Origin of the sequence: Streptomyces sp. S465 (assembly GCF_026898115.1) — a bacterium.
Lineage (GTDB): Bacteria > Actinomycetota > Actinomycetes > Streptomycetales > Streptomycetaceae > Streptomyces > Streptomyces luomodiensis.
Genome location: NZ_CP114036.1, coordinates 9366384 through 9384256, shown reverse-complemented (window position 1 = coordinate 9384256; position 17873 = coordinate 9366384). Strand labels below are relative to the sequence as shown.

Below are 17873 nucleotides of genomic sequence, written 5' to 3'. Positions count from 1 at the left end.
GTTCCGCAGCAGGCCGGACTATGCCAGGGAGCTGCCGTGAACCCATTCCTGGAAGCGATTCTCGACAACCGACCACCTGAGGTGTTCGAGAGTCTGGACCTTCCCGACACCTACGCCGCCGCGCATCTGCGCGCGGAGGACACCGAGATGTTCCGCGACGCCGCCGACAAGGACGTCAGGAAGTCGCTGCGGGTCGGCCCGGTGGAGATGCCGGAGCTGGCCCCCGACGAGGTCGTCGTCGCCGTGATGGCCAGTTCGATCAACTACAACACGGTGTGGTCGGCGACGTTCGAGCCGATGCCGACGTTCACCTTCCTGCGCAAGTACGCGGCGCAGGGCGGCTGGGCGGCCCGGCACGACCGCCCGTTCCAGGTGGTCGGCTCGGACGCCGCGGGCGTGGTCGTGCGGGTCGGTTCCAAGGTCAGCCGGTGGAAGCCCGGTGACCATGTCGTGGTGCACCCGGTGCACGTGGACGAAGAGGAGCCGGTGACCCACGCCGACGCCATGCTCGGCACCGAGATGCGCGCCTGGGGCTATGAGACCAACTACGGCGGGATGGGCGAGTTCGCCATCGCCCGCGCCAGCATGCTGGTACCCAAGCCACCCCATCTGACCTGGGAGGAAGCGGCCGTCGTCCCGATGTGCGGCAGCACCGCCTACCGCATGCTCGTCGGGCCGGGCGGGGCCCGGATGACCCAGGGCGACGTGGTCCTGGTCTGGGGCGCCGCCGGGGGCCTGGGCGCGTACGCGGTGCAGTTCGTCAAGAACGGCGGCGGCATACCCGTGGCGGTGGTGGGTTCGCAGCGCAAGGCCGAGGCCGTCCGCCGGCTGGGCTGCGAGGTGGTGGTCGACCGGTCCGAGATCGGGCTGAGCGACGACCCCGACCCCTCCCCCGAGGACACCATCGCCGCCGGGAAGCGGCTGGGGCGCATCATCCGCCGGGAGACCGGCAGCGACCCGCAGATCGTCTTCGAGCACGTGGGGCGGGCCACCTTCGGCATCTCGGTCTTCGTCGCCGGGCGGGGAGGCACGGTGGTCACCTGTGGTTCGAGCACCGGCTACCACCACGCGTACGACAACCGCTACCTGTGGATGCGGCTCAAGAAGGTGGTCGGCAGCCACGGCGCCAACCTGGACGAGGCCGCGCGCACCAGCCGCCTGCTGTCCCAGGGCGGGATCGTGCCCACCCTGTCCGCGCTGTACCCGCTGGAACGGGCCGCTGAGGCGACCCGGCTGGTGCAGAACAACGAGCATGTCGGCAAGGTCGGCGTGCTGTGCCTGGCGCCGGAACCCGGCCTGGGCGTCACCGCGCCGGAGGTGCGGAAGCGCATCGGGCCGGAGCGGCTCAACCCGCTGCGGGAGTTCGCGCCCGCGTCCTCACTGTGAGAGGAGTACTGCCGATGGAAGAGCTGGCGGAACGCTATCTGGGAAACGCCCTGTCCGCGTGGGGCCTGGACGTGGAGTACGACCGCGCCCAGGGCGACACCGTGTACCTGCCGGGTCCCGACGGGGGGCGGACCGCGGTCACCGACTTCGTCGGCGGCTTCGGCTCGCTGTTCTTCGGGCACAACCACCCGGAGCTGGTGGCCCACGCGAAGGCCCTGCTGGACGCGGGCACGCCGAGCCACGCGCAGCTGTCCAAGCGCACCGAGGCCCAACGGGTCGCCGCGGCGCTCGACGTGATCGTCCGGCGGGAGCTCGGCGCCACGGAGCCGTACGAGGTGGTCTTCGCCAACACCGGTGCCGAGGCCGTCGAGGCGGCCATGAAACACGCCGAGCTGGCGCGGGTGTTCCGCATGAACGCGCTGGCCGCCGAGGTGGCCGCGCACGCCCGCGACGCCGAGGAGCGGGCGCGGGCCGGCGGGGTCCGGCTCACGCCGGCCGCCGCCCAGGTGGCCGGGCCCGGCGGAGACGTGGCGGCGCTGGTGGCGGAGGCCGGGCGGCGCAACGCGGAGGCCCTGGGCCGGGCGCCGGAGTTCTTCGCGCTGGACGGCGGATTCCACGGCAAGCTCGTGGGCTCCCTCCAGCTCACCCACAACCCCACGTTCCGCCTGCCGTTCCAGGGGCTCGGTGCGCGCGCCCGCTTCGTCCCCGCCGACCGGCCCGAGGATGCGCTGGAGTACGTCGAGGCCGAGCAGCCCCATCTGCTCGACGTCGTCGCCGAGGACGGGGTGGTGGACGTGGTGCGGCGGCCGGTGCCGTTCGTCGCCGCCTTCGTCGTCGAGCCCATCCAGGGCGAGGGCGGCATCCACGAGCTCACCGCCGACCAGGCCAAGCGGATCGCCGACGTGTGCCGGACGCTCCAGTGCCCGCTGGTGGTCGACGAGATCCAGACCGGCGCCGGGCGCACGGGGGCCTTCTTCGCCAGCGCGGGCATCGGCCTGACCGGCGACTACTACACGCTGGCCAAGAGCGTCGGCGGCGGCCTGGCCAAGACGTCGATGCTGCTGGTGCGGCGGTCGGCGTACGTCAAGGAGTTCGAGCTGCTGCACAGCTCGACGTTCGCCAAGGACAGCTTCTCCTGCGCGATCACCGAGAAGGTGCTGGAGATGCTGGAGCGCGACGACGGGGCCGCCTACCGGCAGGCCGCCGAGCGGGGGGCGCGGCTGCGCGCCGCCCTGGAGGAGGTGCACGCCGAGTTCGGGGACGTGGTGCGCGGCATGCGCGGGCGGGGCCTGCTGCTCGGGTTCGAGTTCGCCGACCAGTCGGCGTCCGGCTCCGCGGTGATCCGCAACTACGCGCGCGGCGGGTTCTTCGGCTTCGCCGTCTCCGGATTCCTGCTGCGCAAGTACCGGGTGCGGCTGATGCCGACGGGCAGTTCCCCGCACACGTTGCGGATCCAGCCGTCGTACGCCGTCGACGACGCCGCGATCGACCGGCTGGCGGCGGGCCTGCGGGAGGTGTGCACGGTGCTGCGGCACCAGGACGCGCTGCACTTGGTGCACCCGCTGACCGGTGTGGACACCCCGCTGCCGCGCACGGACGTACGGGACTTCCGGTCCGCGGCGCCGGCGGGCGAGGACGCCGGGGCGGCGGCCACGGCCACCCGGGTCGCGTACGTGGCCGACCTGGGCACGCCCGAGGCGCTGCGGCGTTTCGACCCCTCGCTCGCGGAGCTGGACGACGCCACGCTGCGGTCGTTCGTGGCCCGGTCGGCGCCGGTGCGCGCCATGGCCCCGTGCCCGCCGTCGCGGTACCGCGCGGCGGACGGTGCGACGGTGGAGGTGACCGTCTTCCCCCTGCTGGTCGAGGAGTCGGCCGGCGACACGGCGGGCACCCTGGCGGCCGACGTGGCCGGGCAGGTCGCGGCGGCGCGGGCCGCCGGGCACACATCCGTCGTGGTGAGCCCCGCGCTGCGCCGGCTGACCGGAGAGGACGTCCCGGCGGAGGCGGTGCGCGCGCCCGAGGGGCTGGTGCTGCCCGCGGGCTTCGACCTCGACGGCCACCCCGGTCTGCCGCCCGCGGCGCCGGCGCCCTGAGCGCGTTCCAGCGTGTGAACGGCCCTGCCCGGTGCGGAGAGCACCGGGCAGGGCCGTTCGCCATGTTTCCGATGGCGGGCGGAATGTTCCCGTGCCGGACGGACATGCGGCGCGGGCCCGCGGCCGGTGGTACGGCCGAGGGCCCGCGCCGACGGGCCGTCAGAACAGCAGCGACACCGGAGCGCCGGTGCCGAGCAGCGACCGGGCGTAGTCTTCGAAGATCATCGGCCGGTTGAGCGCCGTGTGCCGGCTGCCGATCTCCAGGTCCCGCCAGTACCGCTGCACCGGGTGGGTCTGCGCGAACCCGCTCGTGCCCGCCAAGTCCAGCAGGCGCTGCATCGCCTCGCGGCAGCGCTCCAGCGAGCTGACCATGTGCATGCGCAGCCGGGCCCGCTCCTCCGGGGTCGCGTCCTCGCCCTCGGGCACCGCGTCGAACCCGTCCGCCACCGCGAGCATGTGCAGCATGCCCGTGTCGATCAGGTGGGTGGCCTCGGCGAACTCCTGCTGCACGGACAGCGAGTCGATGGCCCGGGAGTAGGTGGAGAAGGCGAGGGGCTTGTGCTCCTCCAACTTGTCCCGGACCACGTCCAGCGCCCCGCGGGCGGCGCCCACCAGGGACGACAGGGAGTGCAGATTGCCCTTGATCAGGACGGTGGCGGGGACCGGCGAGTCGGGCTCGCCGTCCTCCTTCAGCGGCGCGAACTGCATGAAGCGGTCCGGCACGAACACATCCTCGGCCACCATCGCGTGGGTGCCGGTGCCCAGCAGGCCGGCCACGTTCCAGGTGCGCTCGATGCGCAGGTCGGTGGGGGGAGCCAGCAGGTTGGCCACGCCCGTCTGCTTGCCGTCCTCGTAGACCGGCACCCAGGCGAGGAACGCCCAGTCCGAGATCTCGCAGCCCGAGGCGTAGGGGAAGCGGCCGTTGACCTTCACACCGCCGTCCACCTTGTCACCCCGCAGCTTGGGGTCGAGGCTGGCGGCCGAGAGCATGACGGCGTCCGGGTTGGCGCCGTATATCTCCTGCAGACCGGGCTCGGGCATGAGCATCACGAGGTCGACGGAGGCGGCGTGGTTGGCGGCGATCCAGCCGGTGGACGGACATCCGCGGCCCAGCTCGCACAGGACCTCCACCTGGTGACGCATCGGCAGCTCCCAGCCGCCCCACTTCCGGGGCGTGCTGAGCCGCAGCAGACCCGCCTCGCGCATGGCGGTCATGCTCTCGTCCGGGACCCTCGACTCCTTCTCGGTCTGCTCGGCGTTGCGCCGCAGCAGAGGGATCAGACCCTGTGCCCGTTCGATCAGCTCCTCACGGGTGGGGACCCGCTCGGCGGTCGTCTCGGACATGGTGGTTCCTCCTTGGGTGCCGTTCGCGGGTGGCTTCGTCCCACGTCCACGGGCAGCTGAGGCGAAAGGGCCGGCGGACGCGCGGCGACGGTGTGCCCGCCGCGCCCTCCGTTACGCGAAGTGCCCGCGGCGCCACACGTTAGCGGCGGTTTCCCCGAGTCCGTCCACGGCGCTGTAATCGCCCGTCTGCCCACCGCGGAGCACCGCGTTACCGGCGATAGAACGGGCGATGGAACCCGCTGCATAGAGTCGGGGTGTGGATCAGGGGACAACGGCGTACACGGTGCAGCGACCCGTCAACGTACTGGGCATCGGTGGCTCGACCCGGCCGGGTTCGACCGCCGAGCTGGCCCTGCGCGCCACGCTGGCCGCCGCGGAGCGCCTCGGCGCGAAGGGCACGGTCATCGGCGGCGCCGAGCTGGTCATGCCGCTGTACGACCCGGCGGAACGGGACCTGTCCCGGCCGGCCAGGCGGCTGCTGGATGCGGTGGCCGAGGCCGACGCGCTGGTGATCGCCAGCCCCGCCTACCACGGCAGCACCTCGGGCCTGTTGAAGAACGCCCTGGATCACATCGAGGAGTTGCGCACCCACGAGCGCCCGTACCTCAGCGGTCGTGCCGTGGGGTGTCTGACGGTGGCCCAGGGCTGGCAGAGCGGCGTGGCCACGCTGGGCGCGTTGCGTACGATCACGCATGCGCTGCGGGGCTGGCCGACACCACTCGGAGTGGTGGTGAACACCTCGGCCACCGGGTTCACCGAGGACGGCCACTGCGCGGACCCCCGGGTGCGGGAGCAGATGGAGACCATGGCCCGGCAGGTGGTGGAGTTCGCCAGGATGTCCCACCGGTGACGATGCCGGCCTCCTCGTCACCGCGTCGCGACGGGCATCCGCTGTCCTCTGGTCGACGCAGAGCTGGACGTCCACGCCGGTGACCTGCGCGAGGCGGCGGTGCCTCCCAAAAGGCCCGGGGGAAACGCCCGTGTCCCCTTCGGTGGTCTCCAAGGTGGTCTCCCGTCCGGCCCTCGCCCCGGCGGGCGGGCCAGGACGCTCCCCTGAGCCCGGCGGCGACGTGTCCCGCTTCCCGCGTCGGCTGCGCACGATGCGCACCCCGACCCGGGCGGCCTTGGTCTCCCACGCGTACACGCTGGGGCTCTTCGCCCCCCGGGAGCCGGCCACCGAAAAGGTGGCTCCGGCTCCGTACGCCGCTGCATGGCCGCCCACACCGTCCGGAACCGAGTTTTAGGTGCATCCCTAAACACATTTCCGTAAGGGTGTGCTGTGTCAGCTGAAAAGGCCACGTCAGGATGGAGTGTCATGGGCAGAGGCCGCCTGTGGGGACGGCAGGACGAACGCGCCGCCCTGGACCGGTCGCTGGCCGACGCGGCCGGGCGCGGCGCGCTGGTCGTCCTCCGCGGCGCCCGGGGCATGGGCAGGACCGCGCTGCTGAACGCCGTGGCGGACGCCTGGCGGGCCGCGGGCGTCCAGGTCCTGGCCACCCGGTTCGGCGATACCGCGGACCCGGCGGACCCGTTCGGCTTCCAGGCAGTCGTACGGGCCGTCCGCGACCACGTCGAGCAGCTGGACGAGCCGCGTCTGACGGACGCGATCGGGGGGCTGGTCCGGCTGTGCGCCGGCCGGCCGTGGACCCGTCCGGAGCGTACGCTCTCGCTGGTCCTCGAACTGGCCGTTGTGTTCGACTCGATCAGCGGCCCGGCCCCGGTCGCGCTGCTGGTCGACGACGCCGACGCGGTGGCGGAACCGGCGGCGGCCCTCGACGCGGCGCGCCGGCCGGGCTGCCTGGTGGTCGCCGCGGTCCGGGACACCGCTTCCACCGGCCGGGGCGCCGCCGCGATGACCCAGTTGGTCACCCTGGCCGACCTGGTGATCGACCTGCCGCCGCTGACCGGGGACCACCTGGGCCGGCTGGTCGCCGAGCGGTACCCCGCCCCGCCGGACGAGGCCCTGCTGCCCGCGCTGTGCCAGGCCCTGGGCCCGCTGGCCGGGAACCCCGGCGCCGTACTCGCCACGCTGGCCGACCTGGAGGCGAGGGGCCGGCTGACGCCGGTGCACGGGCGGCTCTGCCTCGGTGCGCCGGACCGGCCGATCGCCCTGGCCGCGGACGGCCCGGCCGGCCCGCTCGAGGACCTGGGCGAGGACGCCGCGGCGGTGGCCGGCCTGATCGCGCTCGGCCCCGTCGGCCTGGATGAGCTGCCGCTGCTCGCGGCGGCCCGCGGGATGCGGCCCGCCGACTGCGGACGGCTCGTCGACACGCTGGTCGACCGCGGTGTGCTGGAGACGGACGCCGACGGCCACCTGCGGCACCGGTCCCCCGCGCTCGCCACGCTGCTGCGGGAGCGGGCGGACCCCGCCGTCGCCGCCGCGCTGCGCAGATCGCTGGCCGACGCGCTGCGCCGAAGGTTCGCCGCCGGGCTGCCGGTGGACCCGGCGGCGCTGGCCGACCGAGTCGCGGACGCCGGCCGGGCGCTGCCCCGCGACCTCGCGCTCGGGAGACTGCTGACCACCCTCGCCGCCCGCCCGGACGAGGACCCGGCACGGGCGGCGGCGTGGCTGCGGGCCGCCTGGTGGCACGCCGCCGACGCACGGCTCCGCGCCCGCCTCGCCGGCCCGCTGCTGCGGCTGCTGGTCCGCGCCGGGCACTACGAACTGCTCGGCGAGACGGTCGGCATGATCCTGGCCGACCACGGCGTGCCGTCGGCGCTGCGCGGGGAGCTGGCCGACGCGGCCATGCTCGCCGCCGTGCACACCGGCGAGCCGGTCCCCGCCCCGACCGTGCAGGCCCTCGCCACGGACGGCGGCGAACCGCCCGAGCCGCTGGCTTTCGCCGCCGCCTGGTCCGCCGGCCGGGAGCCGCGCCGGCCGGAGGCGGACGCCACCCGGGTGGTCCGGCCGCTGCGCACGGCCGGCGGACCTGCGCCGGACCCCGCCGACGTGGCGGAGGTCTTCGAGCGGACCCTCGGCCCCCGCTACACCCCGCCGCCGGGCAGTGTGCCCGGCCTCTACCGGCGGATCGTGCGCGGCTACGCGCGCGGTGACCTCACCGCCGCGCTGTCCGCGGCACGGCGGCTGGAGGTGACCGGGACGGCGGACACCCCGGCACACCGGCACGGGCGGCTGCTGGCGGCCGAGATCTGCCGGACCCGCGGCGACGCCCGCCAGGCCCTTGGCTGGCTGGATTCGGTGCCCGCCGACGGCGTCTGCCCGGCGCTGCGGGGCTGGGTGGAGTGCGGAGTGGTCGCGCTGCGGCACGAGGCCAGGGACCCGGAGCACCGTGCGGCCTTCGCGGCGGGCTGGCGGGTCTACGAACGCCTCGGGGACGGCGGCACCCGCCACGGCGTGGCCGGGCTGCTGCCGCGGCTGGCCCGGATGGCGGTCAGCGCGGGCGAGCACCGGCACGCCCGCGAACTGCTCGCCGACATCGAGCACCGCTGCGCCGGGGACCCCGACCCGCTGCTGGCCGAGGCCCGCCTGCTGACCCGGGCGGTGGTCGCCGGGGACGCCACCGCCGCCGAGGCGGGCGCCGAACTGGCCCGCCGCCGCGCCCACCAGCCCGCCCTGGTGACGGCCTGTCTGGTGGCGGGCGAGCTCGGCGACGCCCCCCGCAGGTGGCTGCGCGAGGCGTACGAGTTGGCCGGGCCGTTCGACTCGACGTATCTGCGCCGGCGGATCCGGACGCTGATGCGGGGCCGGGGCGTCAGCGTCCCGCGTCCGCGCGCGCGGCGCGAGACGTTCTCCCCCACCGAGCTGCGGATCATCCAGCTGATCTGCGAGGGCTGGACCAACCGGCAGATAGCCCGGCGGGAGCGGATGAGCGAGAAGACCATCGAGGACCACCTGGTCCGGCTGTTCGCGCGGACCGGCTGCCGCTCCCGGGTGCAGCTGGCGACGGCGAGCCTGGCCGGGCGGCTGACCGCCGCGGGCCCGGCCCGGGTCTCCACATGAGCGGCCACGCGGTCGTCGGCCGCGAGGACACGGTCCGGGAGATCGTGAACGGTGCTGCCGCCGCTGCCGGTGCCGCGGACGACGCGGGCCGCGGCCCGGCCGTCCTGACGGTGCTGGCGGGGCCGGCCGGGACGGGACGCACCGCGGTGCTGGGGGAAGTGGCGTGCGAGGCGGCCAGGCGCGGGCAGACGACACTGACGCTCTCGCTGTCCCGGCACGGCCGCACGGTGCCGCTGCACGCGGCCGCCCGCCTGGCCGCCGCCCTCACCCGGCTGCCGGTCGCGGTCCGGCGGCAGGCTCCGGCGCGCCGCGGCCCGGACCGCGAGGCACCGGCGGGGTCCACCGGTATCGAGCAGGTCATCGCGGAACTCGCCCGGCTGCTGCTGGCCCGCCCCGGCCTCCTCGTCCTCGTCGACGACGCGCAGTGGCTGGACGCCTCCTCGCGTCAGGTGCTGGAACAGCTGGTGCACAGGCTGAACCGGTCGACGGCGCATTGGGTGTGCGCCGTACGCTCCCCCGTTGCGGCACAACTCCCGCCCGCGCTGCGGCGGCTGGTGGCCGAGGGGGCGGCCCGCGTGGTGACGCTGCCGCCGCTGCCCCGGCAGGTGGCCGACCGGCTCGCCGCCGACCTCCTCCGGGCGCGTCCCGACCGCGCGCTCGCCAACCGGCTGCGCCGGGACAGCCGAGGCGTCCCGGCGGCGCTCCACGCGGCCATCGACGGCTACGCGGCCGCCGGGGCGCTGAAGGTGGCCGACGGCCGCGCCCATCTGCTCGGGCACGCCGGACCCGCCCCGCTGCCGCCCGGCCACCCGCTGCTCGCGCGCTTCCGGCTGCTGCCCGAACCGGTGTGGACCGTCGCGAAGGCGGCCGCCGTACTGCACCCCCTGCACGAGCGGCTGCCCCGGCTGGCGGCGGTCGCCCTCGGCCTTGACGCCGGGGAGACCGTACGGGCGCTGGAGACGCTGGTGGAGGAGGGCATCCTGCGGACGGCCGGGCGAGGGTGGCGGTTCGCGGTGCCGTACTGGGCCGAGGCGCTGGCCGGTGCTCTCGGCCCGTACGAGCGCCGCGAGCTGGCCCGGACCGCCGTCACGGCGCTGTGGTCGGGCGAGGCGGGGCCCGTCAGCGACGACTACCGGGCCGAGCAGCTGATGCGTTGCCGGCCGCTCGGCGAACCCGGGCGGATCGGCGGCGAACTGCTCGCCCTGGGGACGGCCGCGATGCTGCGCACCCCCGGGCCCGCCGCCCGGTGGCTGGCCGCGGCCGTCGAGTCCGCGGCCGGCGCCCGGCAGCGCGCCGTCGCCCTGGCGGAACACGCCAACGCCGGCTGCCTGGCCGCGGATCACGCGGCCGCCGCGCACAGCGCAGACCAGCTGCTGCGGCTGCGGGCCGGCCAACTGCCGCCGGGCGCCGCCCTGGACGCCCAGCTGGTGCGGGTGACGGCCCTGTGGGGGCTGCGGGACGTCGCGGCGGTACGGCGCATCGCCGCGGGCGAGCAGCAGGCGGGGCACGACGCGGCGTCCCGGGCCGTCGGTCGGGCGATCGCACTGTGCCTGCTCGGCCGCTGGGACGAGGCGTACCGGCGGCTGGCCGGCGCCCGGGGCTCCTGGGCGGGCGACGCCGCCGCGGCGGCCGTCGGCGAGCTGCTGCTCTCCTGCGCCGGGGCGGTCACCGGCCGCCCCGGCCGGTTGCGGCAGCTGCTGGAGGCGCCCGGCGCGGAGTGGGCAGCCCGCTGCCCGGAGCTCTGGGCACGGGTGCGGGTGGGGACTCTGCTGGTGTGTCAGGAGACCGAGGGCTCCGAACGGGTACTGGCCGCCGCGCGGCTGTCGGCCGACCTGCTGTCCGGCGTGGACCGGGGCCTGCTCGCCTGGCAGCGCGGGCGCTGGGACGAGGCGTTGTACCACGCGCGGACGGGTACCGCCTCCGAGGCCGCCTCGGGTGCTCTCCAGCACGCGGTGGCCGGGATCCTGCTCGGCCGCGGGCGCCCGGCCGCCGCGCGGGCCGCGCTGGACGCCGCCCGCGCCGAATCGGCCACGTCGGGCCACCTGCTGGACGCCATGGACGCCGAGATCGCCTGGACCCTCGGCGACCCGGAACGGGCGGAGGCCCACGTCGCCGACGGGCTGGCCCACGCGGCCAAGGACGCGGTCGTCACCGGCACCGCCGACCTGTGGCTCATCCGCGTCTGGCTGGCCGTCAGCCGCGGCGACCCGGCGGGAGCCCGGCAGGGGCTGGCCGGCGTCGAGCGGGCGGCCGCTCTTCTCGGGACCGCGCACGGCGAGTTGAACGCGCTGCTGGCCCGGGTCGCCGTCCACCGCGATCCGGCCGTGGCCGACCGGGCCGTGGCACTGGCGCGGACACTGGGTCAGCCGCACACTCTGGCCAGGACGCTGTCGGTCGTGGCCACCACCGGATGCGGCGCCACGTCGCTGCTGAGCGAGGCCTATGAGCTGTACGGCGGTCTCGACGCGCTGCTGTACCGCTACCGCCTGCGCCGGCTGATGCGCGAACACGACGTGCCGGTGCCCCACCGCGCCGCGGCGGTGTCGGAGAACGAGCGGCTGCTGGCCACCCTGATCGCCGAGGGCTCGACCAACCGCCAGCTGGCCACCGTGCTCCAGACCAGCGAGAAGAGCGTCGAGGGCCTACTGACCCGGCTCTTCGCCAGGACCGGCTACCGCAGCCGGGTGGACGTGGCCACGGCGATCCTGACCGGCGAGTACCCGGCCGGTGCGGGCCGGTGACCGCCCGGCCCCGCGCCCGGTTCGCGACACGCCTACGAACCCGGGGAATCCCTCGGCAGCATCCGGCCCGCCCCGGAACGGGCGCCGTTACAGTCCAGACACCGCAGTCGGTACCTACCCCAGAGGTCATAAGGAGTCACCAGTGACCACTCACCCCCCGTTGCCGCAGGCCCCGGAACGGCAGTTGCCCTTCGACCCGCCGCCCGAGTACGCCGCGCTGCGCGCCTCGGGGGAAGTCGTCCGGGTCTCCACCCCGGCCGGCTTCGACGCCTGGCTGGTCTCGGACTACGCCGGGGTGCGCGAGGTGCTCGGAGACGGGCGCCGTTTCTCGGCCCGGCCGGGGTCCACCGCGCACGTGATGCCGGGGTTCGACCCCGAGTCGCCGGTGGACGACCTCTTCACGCGCATGGACGGTCCCGAGCACATCCGCATCCGGCGCAACTTCGCCCCGCAGCTGTCGCACCCCCGCCGCCTGGCCGAGCTCAAGCCGCTGGTCCAGGAGACGGTGGACGACGCGATAGACGGGCTGAAGGGCGCCGCGCAGCCGCACGACCTCCACGTCCACTACTCGCGCCTGATCAGCACCACGGTGATCGCCGAGCTGATCGGGGTCCCGCAGGAGTCGCGGCACCTGTTCTACGACACCGCCAAAGCCCTGTTCGACCCGACCGGCAAGGCCACCGAGGAGCTGGGGCCCGCCCTCCTCCCGCTCTACGTCTACATGCAGGAACTGGTCGCCGCCCGCCGCGCCGAGCCCGGCGACGACGTGGTGAGCCGGCTGATCGCCTTCAACGCCCAGGCCGAACGGCCGCTGAGCGACCATGAGCTGATCATGATGAACGGCGCGCTGTTCATCTTCGGCTTCGACGTCATCTCCTCGCGTCTGTCGGGCGGCCTGCTCATGCTGCTCTCGGACCGGTCACGGTGGGAGCGGCTGTGCGCCGACCCCGACCTGGCCCCGACCGCGGCCGAGGAGGTCGTCCGCTTCCTCGGCTCTCCCACGGGCCTGCTGCGCCAGGCGACCGAGGACACCACGGTGCACGGGCAGCCGATCACCGCGGGCGACTACGTGGTGCTGGCGGTGCAGTCGGCCAACCGGGACACCGCCCTGCTGCCCGACGGCGACGTCTTCGACATGGCCCGCAAGCCGGGCCCGCACCTCGGCTTCGGCCACGGCGCGCACGCCTGTGTGGCCCAGCAGATCGCCCGCGTCCAGCTCACCGCCGCGCTGCGCGGACTCGCCACCCGCGTGCCGTCCCTGCGGCTGGTCAAGCCGCTGTCCGAGATCGAGTGCCGGGACGACAGCACCGCCCGCGGACCAGCGGAGGTCCCCGCGGCCTGGGACGAGGTACTTCCCCGATGAGGATCGTGGCGGACACCGGCCGGTGCATCGGGGCCGCGGTGTGCGCCCTGGCCGTCCCCGAGGTCTTCGACCAGGACCCGGTGGAGGCGACCGTGGTCGTTCTGGACCCGGCCCCGCCGCCGGAGACACACGAGGCCGTACGCGAGGCGGTGGAGCGCTGCCCGTCCGGCGCGCTCCGGGTGGACGGCTCCACCGTCTCTGCCCGCACCTGACCCAACCCCGAAGGGACGCATTCCCCGTGACCGACACCACGGACACCATGGACACCACGGACACCACGCCGATCGGCGTCTTCAACCGCTGCATGGAGCTGCTGCTCGTCAACGACATCCCCACTTTCCTGACCCTGATCCACCCCGACGCGGTCATGGAGTTCCCCTTCACCCCGCCGGGCCGGCCCCGCCGGATCGAGGGCGGCGAGGCGGTGCGCGAGTACTTCATGAACTACTCGCGGATGATGGGGACCAGTGAGGTCACCGACCTCACGGTGCACGAGACCAAGGACCCGGAAGTCCTCGTCATCGAGTTCGCCGGCACGTCCACCGCGACGGCCACCGGCGAACAGGTCGACCTCGCCTTCGTCTCCGTGCTGCGCGTCCGCGACGGGCTCGTGCTGCACTACCGCGACTACTGGAACCCGCTCACCACCCTGGCCCTCATGAACGAGGCCCCGCCCGGCGCCGAGGTCTAGCGGCGTACGCGCGATGCGGGCGGCGTACGCACCCCGCGTACGCCCCGGTCGAGCCCGGTTCCGCCGGGCGCCCGGCGCGCGGCATGCGCAGCACCGCCCGTTCGGCGGTGAAGGGTGTCAATATTCCGATCAGGCGGATGAGCTGGGCGCTCCTTGTGGTTGGAGACGTCGTTGGGGTGGCGCAGGCGAGCCGGGTCCAACACCCAGCTACCCGCCCACCTCCAGCAGCCGGACCCCGCGAGCCTCAGGGCGAGGCCCCGGCGCCGGCCCCCGCGCTCGACGCCGACGGGGGCCTGGCGGTGGCGCGGCGGTGTACCTGGACGTGCACCGACCCGGACCGCTCCTTCCCTTCCCGAGACGTCGACGCAGATCCTCACCATGGCTCTCAGCGCCGTACGCGAGGAGGAACCGGCCCACGACGCGCAGCGCCTGGAGACGTTCGCCGACCGCCATCAGCCCGGACCGGTCCCTAACCCCACAACCGACGCGCACTCATTCCGGCCGGGCCGCACCGCCGACCGTGTGCATGTGCCGCAGCCCTTGCCGGTACGAGTCGAGCAGCCCGGTCTCGGTGTACAAGACCCCGAGGTTGCGGCAGTGTTCCCGGACCAGAGGCTGTACGAGCCTGAGGTGGGGCCTGGGCATGTTCGGGAAGAGGTGGTGCTCGATCTGGTAGTTCAGCCCGCCGAGGAGCCAGTCCGTGATCGGCCCGCCCCGGACGTTCCGCGAGGTCAGGACCTGGCGGCGCAGATGGCCCCAGCGCTCGCCCGCCGGGTCGGGCATGTCCATGCCCTTGTGGTTGGGAGCGAAGGCCATTCCCAGGTGGAGCCCGAAGAGCGCCTGATGGAGCAGTGCGAAGACGATGGCCTTGCCCACCGGCAGACAGGTGAGCAGCAGGGCACCGTAACCGGCCGCGTGCAGCGCCAGCAGCGCGCCCTCGACGGCCCGCTCGCGCACCGGCTGCCGCCGCAGGTCCTGGACACTGCTCACCTTCAGGGCGATGCCTTCGAGCAGCAGCATCGGGAAGAACAGCCAGGCCTGGTGGCGGGTGACCCAGCGGGCGAATCCGCGGCGCACAGCGGCCTGCTCCGCGGTCCACACGAGTGCGCCGGCGCCGACGTCCGGGTCCTTCTCGATGTGGTTGGGGTTGGCGTGGTGCCGGTTGTGCTTGTCGTTCCACCACGCGTAGCTCATGCCCAGGAGCAGATTGCCGTGGAGGAGTCCGATGGCGCGGTTCGCCCGGCGGCCGACGGCGATCTGGGCGTGCCCGGCGTCGTGGCCGACGTAGGCGGTGCGGGCGGACAGGATGGCCAGCGGCACGGCGAGCAGCAGCGTCCACCAGGTGTCCCCGGCGAGGACGAACCCTGCCACCACAGCGGCCAGGGCAAGGAGGTTCACGGTGATCATCCGCGCGTACCAGCCCTTGCGACGCTCCAGCAGCCCCTGTCCCCTGACCTTCCGCAGCAGGGGAGTGAACTCGCTCCCCTGCTGCGCGGTGGCACCGACGGGTGCGGTGGACACAGACGGCGCGGTGGTCTGAGACATGGAGGACTCCGGTCCTGAATCGGCCAGTAGAGCTCTGACCTGCTTAAACGTACGGACCGGGGGTCATACGGCGCCATGGCGTCAACACCCCAGTCGCACGGGGGCCAGCCCCAGGATCCCGAAGGGGGTGAGCGACACCTCCGCCCCGGCCTCCAGACGGCCACACCCCACCGGAGCACCCGGATCATGCCGCGGAGGAACCGCTCCAGCGACCCCGCACCGTGATCACCGCTCCGTGGCCGGCATGGTGCTGCGGGAGTCGAGGGCCAGCGGCCGCGGCAGCGGCCCGGAGCAGTGCGTCGGCCTCGACGAGGCCCTGTGCGCCTGTCGCCTTCGGCAAGGGCAGCCCCCACCTGTGCCTGGGCAACCTGCTGGCGCGCACCGAGATCCGCATCATGTTCGAGGAGCTGATCCCGCGCCTGGCGGACATCCGCCTCGCCGGCGACGTGCCGCGCGTGCGCTCCAACTTCGTCAACGGCATCAAGAAGCTGCCCGTCGAGGTGACGCTCGCCTGAGACTGCGGGCCCCCACGCGACAGGGAGAACCGCGGGGGTGCTCGAAGGACCGGATGACGACCATGGCGGAGCAGCGCACCCTCGCCATCACCGGTGCGGCGGCACCCGCACCCGCATGGCGCGCCGGCCGGGGCATGATCGTCGTACGGTGCTCGCTCGGCCCCGGCCGTCAGGTGCTCCGGGCCACGGGGCGCATGAGCCCTCTTCGCTCAGCCGGCGTTGAACGCCTCCTCGACAGTCAGTGTGTCCTCGTACAGGTGCATGCGGACGATCCGGTTGTCCTCGACCGTCAGGTGTATGGCCGCCGGTGTGGTGAACTCCTTCCCAGTGGCCACGACGGTGTGCGTCCAGACCGCCAGCAGTACCACCTCACCACCGTCGACGATGACGCGCTCCAGCACGACCTTGCTCCTGCCGTGCGCGAAGTGCGGCCACATCGTGGTGAAGTACGGCGCGACCTCCTCCCGGCGGGTACGGCGCCCGGTCCAGGACAGCGCGTCACTGCCGGGGACGTGCCAGTCGATCTCCTCGGCGAACAGTTCCTGGATGCCGTCGGGGTCCTGCCTGCCGAGGCGCTCCACGAACTTCTCGGCCACGGTCCGCGAGGCCTGAGCATCTGTTGCCATCGTCCTTGTTCCTTGTCCTTTGTCTTTTCGTTTGCAGCGTCGAATGCGTCCCGCGTCGCCGGTTCGGCGCCTAGAGCTGTGTGGCGCCGCCGTCGACGAACAGTTCCGCGCCGGTGGTGAAAGTGCTTTGCTCGCCGGCCAGGTAGAGGGCGGTGGCGGCGACCTCGTCGGGATGGCCGGCGCGGCCGAGCGGGGTCACTGGGGCGGGCTCGGCCGCGGTGGGCCGGTCGCCGTGCGGGAAAGCGGCGAGGAGTTCGGCCAGGCCCGGGGTCTCGACAGGGCCGGGGGTGAGGGTGTTGACGCGGATTCCCCGACCGGCCAGTTCGGCGGCCCAGGTGCGGGCGAGGCTGCGGATCGCGGCCTTGGTGGCGGCGTAGACGCCCAGGCCCGGGACGGCTCGCAGGGCCGAGCTGGAGGAGAGCAGCATCACCGAGGCGCCGGCCGTCAGCAGCGGCAGCGCCTTTTGCACAGTGAAGACCGTGCCCTTGAGATTGATCGAGGCAGTGCGGTCGTACTCCTCCTCGGTGATCGCGCCGAGCGGGCTGTACTCCCCGACCCCGGCGTTGGCCACCACAATGTCCAGGCGGCCGCTGCGGTTGGCGATCTCGGCGAAGAGCCGGTCGAGGTCGCCGAGGTCCGCGGCATCGCCCTGGATGGCGATGCCGCGGGCGCCGACCTGCGCGACGGCGGCGTCCAGCGCGGCCTTGCGGCGCCCGGTCAGGTAGACGGTCGCGCCCTCGGCGGCGAAACGGCGGGCGATCGCCAGGCCGATGCCGCTGGAGGCGCCGGTGACGAGGGCGGTCTTGTCGTCCAGCTGTCCCATGAAATTCTCCCAATTCCTTGATGTAACCATTTTTGTTACACCGATGAGTGCGGAATGCGATCCCCCTCGATCAGGGGAAGTCGACGGTCCGAGGTCAGGCGGCTTTCAAGACGTCCCGCAGCACGTCCTCCAGCGTGGTCTTGGCCAGCTCCCTGCGCAGGGCGGCCTCCACACCGTCGTACACGGCGGTCATCGCCGGCCCGATGCCGTGGCCCACGACGCACTCGTGGTCCGGTGTCGCGGGATGCAGGGCGAAGACCGGCCCCGGTTCGATCGCCTGATAGACGTCGAGCAGGGTGATCGCCGCCAGGTCCCGCGCGAGCATCCAGCCCGCCCCCGCCCCCCGCCGTGAATCGGCCAGGCCGGCCTTGCTCAGCTTGGCCAGCAGGCGGCGGATCACCACCGGGTTGGTGTTGACGCTCGTCGCGATCTGCTCGGAGGTGGCGACTTCGTGGCCACGCCGCTGATACAGCCCGATCCACGTCAGGGCGTGCGCCGCGATGGTCAGCCTGCTGTTGGCACCCACGTCGGACTCCACCTCCCTCGTCCCTCGGTTCTAGTCGTAACGATAGTTGTTACAACCATATACGGCAAGCGCTGCGGAGCCGGCCGGAGGCCCGCCTGGCGCGTGCACCCGGCACACCACTGCGGGCGCCGCCAACAGCACCGGCTGACCTCGACGGCCGACCGGAGGAGGACCAGGCGGAGGTACAGCGGCTGCGGAACCGGCAGCGGGAGCCGACCAGCACCGTCGCCACACACCCTTCTGGGCGACCTCGTCACCG

13 protein-coding genes and 1 pseudogene are annotated in these 17873 nt (G+C 73.8%); 9 read left to right on the top strand and 5 right to left on the bottom strand.

The window, feature by feature from the left end; genetic code table 11:
- Positions 1-36 precede the first annotated feature (36 nt).
- Together ccrA and N6H00_RS39350 are read left to right on the top strand one after the other, a co-directional pair.
- Complete coding sequence (gene ccrA / locus N6H00_RS39355; RefSeq protein WP_443073176.1) at positions 37-1386, top strand: crotonyl-CoA carboxylase/reductase; 1350 nt, start codon at positions 37-39, stop codon at positions 1384-1386.
- A gap of 14 nt (positions 1387-1400) precedes the next feature.
- On the top strand, positions 1401-3479 hold the full coding sequence (locus N6H00_RS39350) for an aspartate aminotransferase family protein (protein WP_268976702.1): 2079 nt from the start codon (positions 1401-1403) through the stop codon (positions 3477-3479).
- 159 nt (positions 3480-3638) lie between these two features.
- On the opposite strand, the gene N6H00_RS39345 is transcribed toward N6H00_RS39350, so the two are convergent.
- The gene (locus tag N6H00_RS39345; RefSeq protein WP_268976701.1) at positions 3639-4823 is read right to left on the bottom strand and encodes an acyl-CoA dehydrogenase family protein; all 1185 of its coding nucleotides are present in this window, start codon (positions 4821-4823) and stop codon (positions 3639-3641) included.
- A gap of 256 nt (positions 4824-5079) precedes the next feature.
- Here N6H00_RS39345 and N6H00_RS39340 point away from each other — a divergent pair, with 256 nt between their 5' ends.
- From N6H00_RS39340 to N6H00_RS39315, 6 genes are all read left to right on the top strand, one after another.
- Entirely contained in the window at positions 5080-5673 is a 594-nt protein-coding gene (locus N6H00_RS39340) for an NADPH-dependent FMN reductase (RefSeq protein WP_268976700.1), read from the top strand.
- A gap of 465 nt (positions 5674-6138) precedes the next feature.
- Positions 6139-8784, top strand: a complete 2646-nt coding sequence (locus N6H00_RS39335) for a helix-turn-helix transcriptional regulator (protein ID WP_268976699.1) — start codon at positions 6139-6141, stop codon at positions 8782-8784.
- Positions 8781-11525 (top strand): AAA family ATPase, encoded by a 2745-nt coding sequence (locus tag N6H00_RS39330; protein ID WP_268976698.1) that lies wholly within the window; start codon positions 8781-8783, stop codon positions 11523-11525. The genes N6H00_RS39335 and N6H00_RS39330 overlap by 4 nt, the downstream gene beginning before the upstream one ends.
- 142 nt (positions 11526-11667) lie before the next feature.
- Positions 11668-12888, top strand: coding sequence for a cytochrome P450 (locus tag N6H00_RS39325; protein ID WP_268976697.1), 1221 nt, complete (start codon positions 11668-11670; stop codon positions 12886-12888).
- Entirely contained in the window at positions 12885-13100 is a 216-nt protein-coding gene (locus tag N6H00_RS39320) for a ferredoxin (protein WP_030840144.1), read from the top strand. The genes N6H00_RS39325 and N6H00_RS39320 overlap by 4 nt, the downstream gene beginning before the upstream one ends.
- 26 nt (positions 13101-13126) lie before the next feature.
- A complete protein-coding gene (locus tag N6H00_RS39315) occupies positions 13127-13579 on the top strand; it encodes a nuclear transport factor 2 family protein (RefSeq protein ID WP_268976696.1) in 453 nt (150 codons plus the stop codon).
- Between the two features lie 492 nt (positions 13580-14071).
- Here N6H00_RS39315 and N6H00_RS39310 read toward each other — a convergent pair whose 3' ends face one another.
- Complete coding sequence (locus tag N6H00_RS39310; RefSeq protein ID WP_268976695.1) at positions 14072-15124, bottom strand: fatty acid desaturase family protein; 1053 nt, start codon at positions 15122-15124, stop codon at positions 14072-14074.
- A gap of 326 nt (positions 15125-15450) precedes the next feature.
- On the opposite strand from N6H00_RS39310, the pseudogene N6H00_RS39305 reads away from it, so the two are divergent.
- A pseudogene (locus N6H00_RS39305) lies at positions 15451-15639 on the top strand (cytochrome P450); the annotation flags it as partial.
- A gap of 209 nt (positions 15640-15848) precedes the next feature.
- Here the strand turns inward: N6H00_RS39305 and N6H00_RS39300 are convergent.
- The 3 genes from N6H00_RS39300 to N6H00_RS39290 all read right to left on the bottom strand — a co-directional run bounded on the left by N6H00_RS39300 (position 15849) and on the right by N6H00_RS39290 (position 17614).
- Positions 15849-16265, bottom strand: coding sequence for a nuclear transport factor 2 family protein (locus N6H00_RS39300; protein ID WP_268976694.1), 417 nt, complete (start codon positions 16263-16265; stop codon positions 15849-15851).
- Positions 16266-16335: 70 nt separating this feature from the next.
- Positions 16336-17088: an SDR family NAD(P)-dependent oxidoreductase gene (locus N6H00_RS39295; protein WP_268976692.1), complete on the bottom strand. Its 753-nt coding sequence runs from the start codon at positions 17086-17088 to the stop codon at positions 16336-16338.
- A gap of 94 nt (positions 17089-17182) precedes the next feature.
- On the bottom strand, positions 17183-17614 hold the full coding sequence (locus tag N6H00_RS39290; RefSeq protein WP_268977278.1) for an Rrf2 family transcriptional regulator: 432 nt from the start codon (positions 17612-17614) through the stop codon (positions 17183-17185).
- Positions 17615-17873: the final 259 nt, after the last annotated feature.

What these genes read in the sequence shown, in the direction of transcription:
- N6H00_RS39295 (WP_268976692.1), bottom strand. Translation starts at nt 17,088, where the DNA reads ATGGGACAGCTGGACGACAAGACCGCCCTCGTCACCGGCGCCTCCAGC.
- N6H00_RS39320 (WP_030840144.1), top strand. Translation starts at nt 12,885, where the DNA reads ATGAGGATCGTGGCGGACACCGGCCGGTGCATCGGGGCCGCGGTGTGC.
- N6H00_RS39300 (WP_268976694.1), bottom strand. Translation starts at nt 16,265, where the DNA reads ATGGCAACAGATGCTCAGGCCTCGCGGACCGTGGCCGAGAAGTTCGTG.
- N6H00_RS39345 (WP_268976701.1), bottom strand. Translation starts at nt 4,823, where the DNA reads ATGTCCGAGACGACCGCCGAGCGGGTCCCCACCCGTGAGGAGCTGATC.
- N6H00_RS39335 (WP_268976699.1), top strand. Translation starts at nt 6,139, where the DNA reads ATGGGCAGAGGCCGCCTGTGGGGACGGCAGGACGAACGCGCCGCCCTG.
- N6H00_RS39330 (WP_268976698.1), top strand. Translation starts at nt 8,781, where the DNA reads ATGAGCGGCCACGCGGTCGTCGGCCGCGAGGACACGGTCCGGGAGATC.
- N6H00_RS39350 (WP_268976702.1), top strand. Translation starts at nt 1,401, where the DNA reads ATGGAAGAGCTGGCGGAACGCTATCTGGGAAACGCCCTGTCCGCGTGG.
- N6H00_RS39310 (WP_268976695.1), bottom strand. Translation starts at nt 15,124, where the DNA reads ATGTCTCAGACCACCGCGCCGTCTGTGTCCACCGCACCCGTCGGTGCC.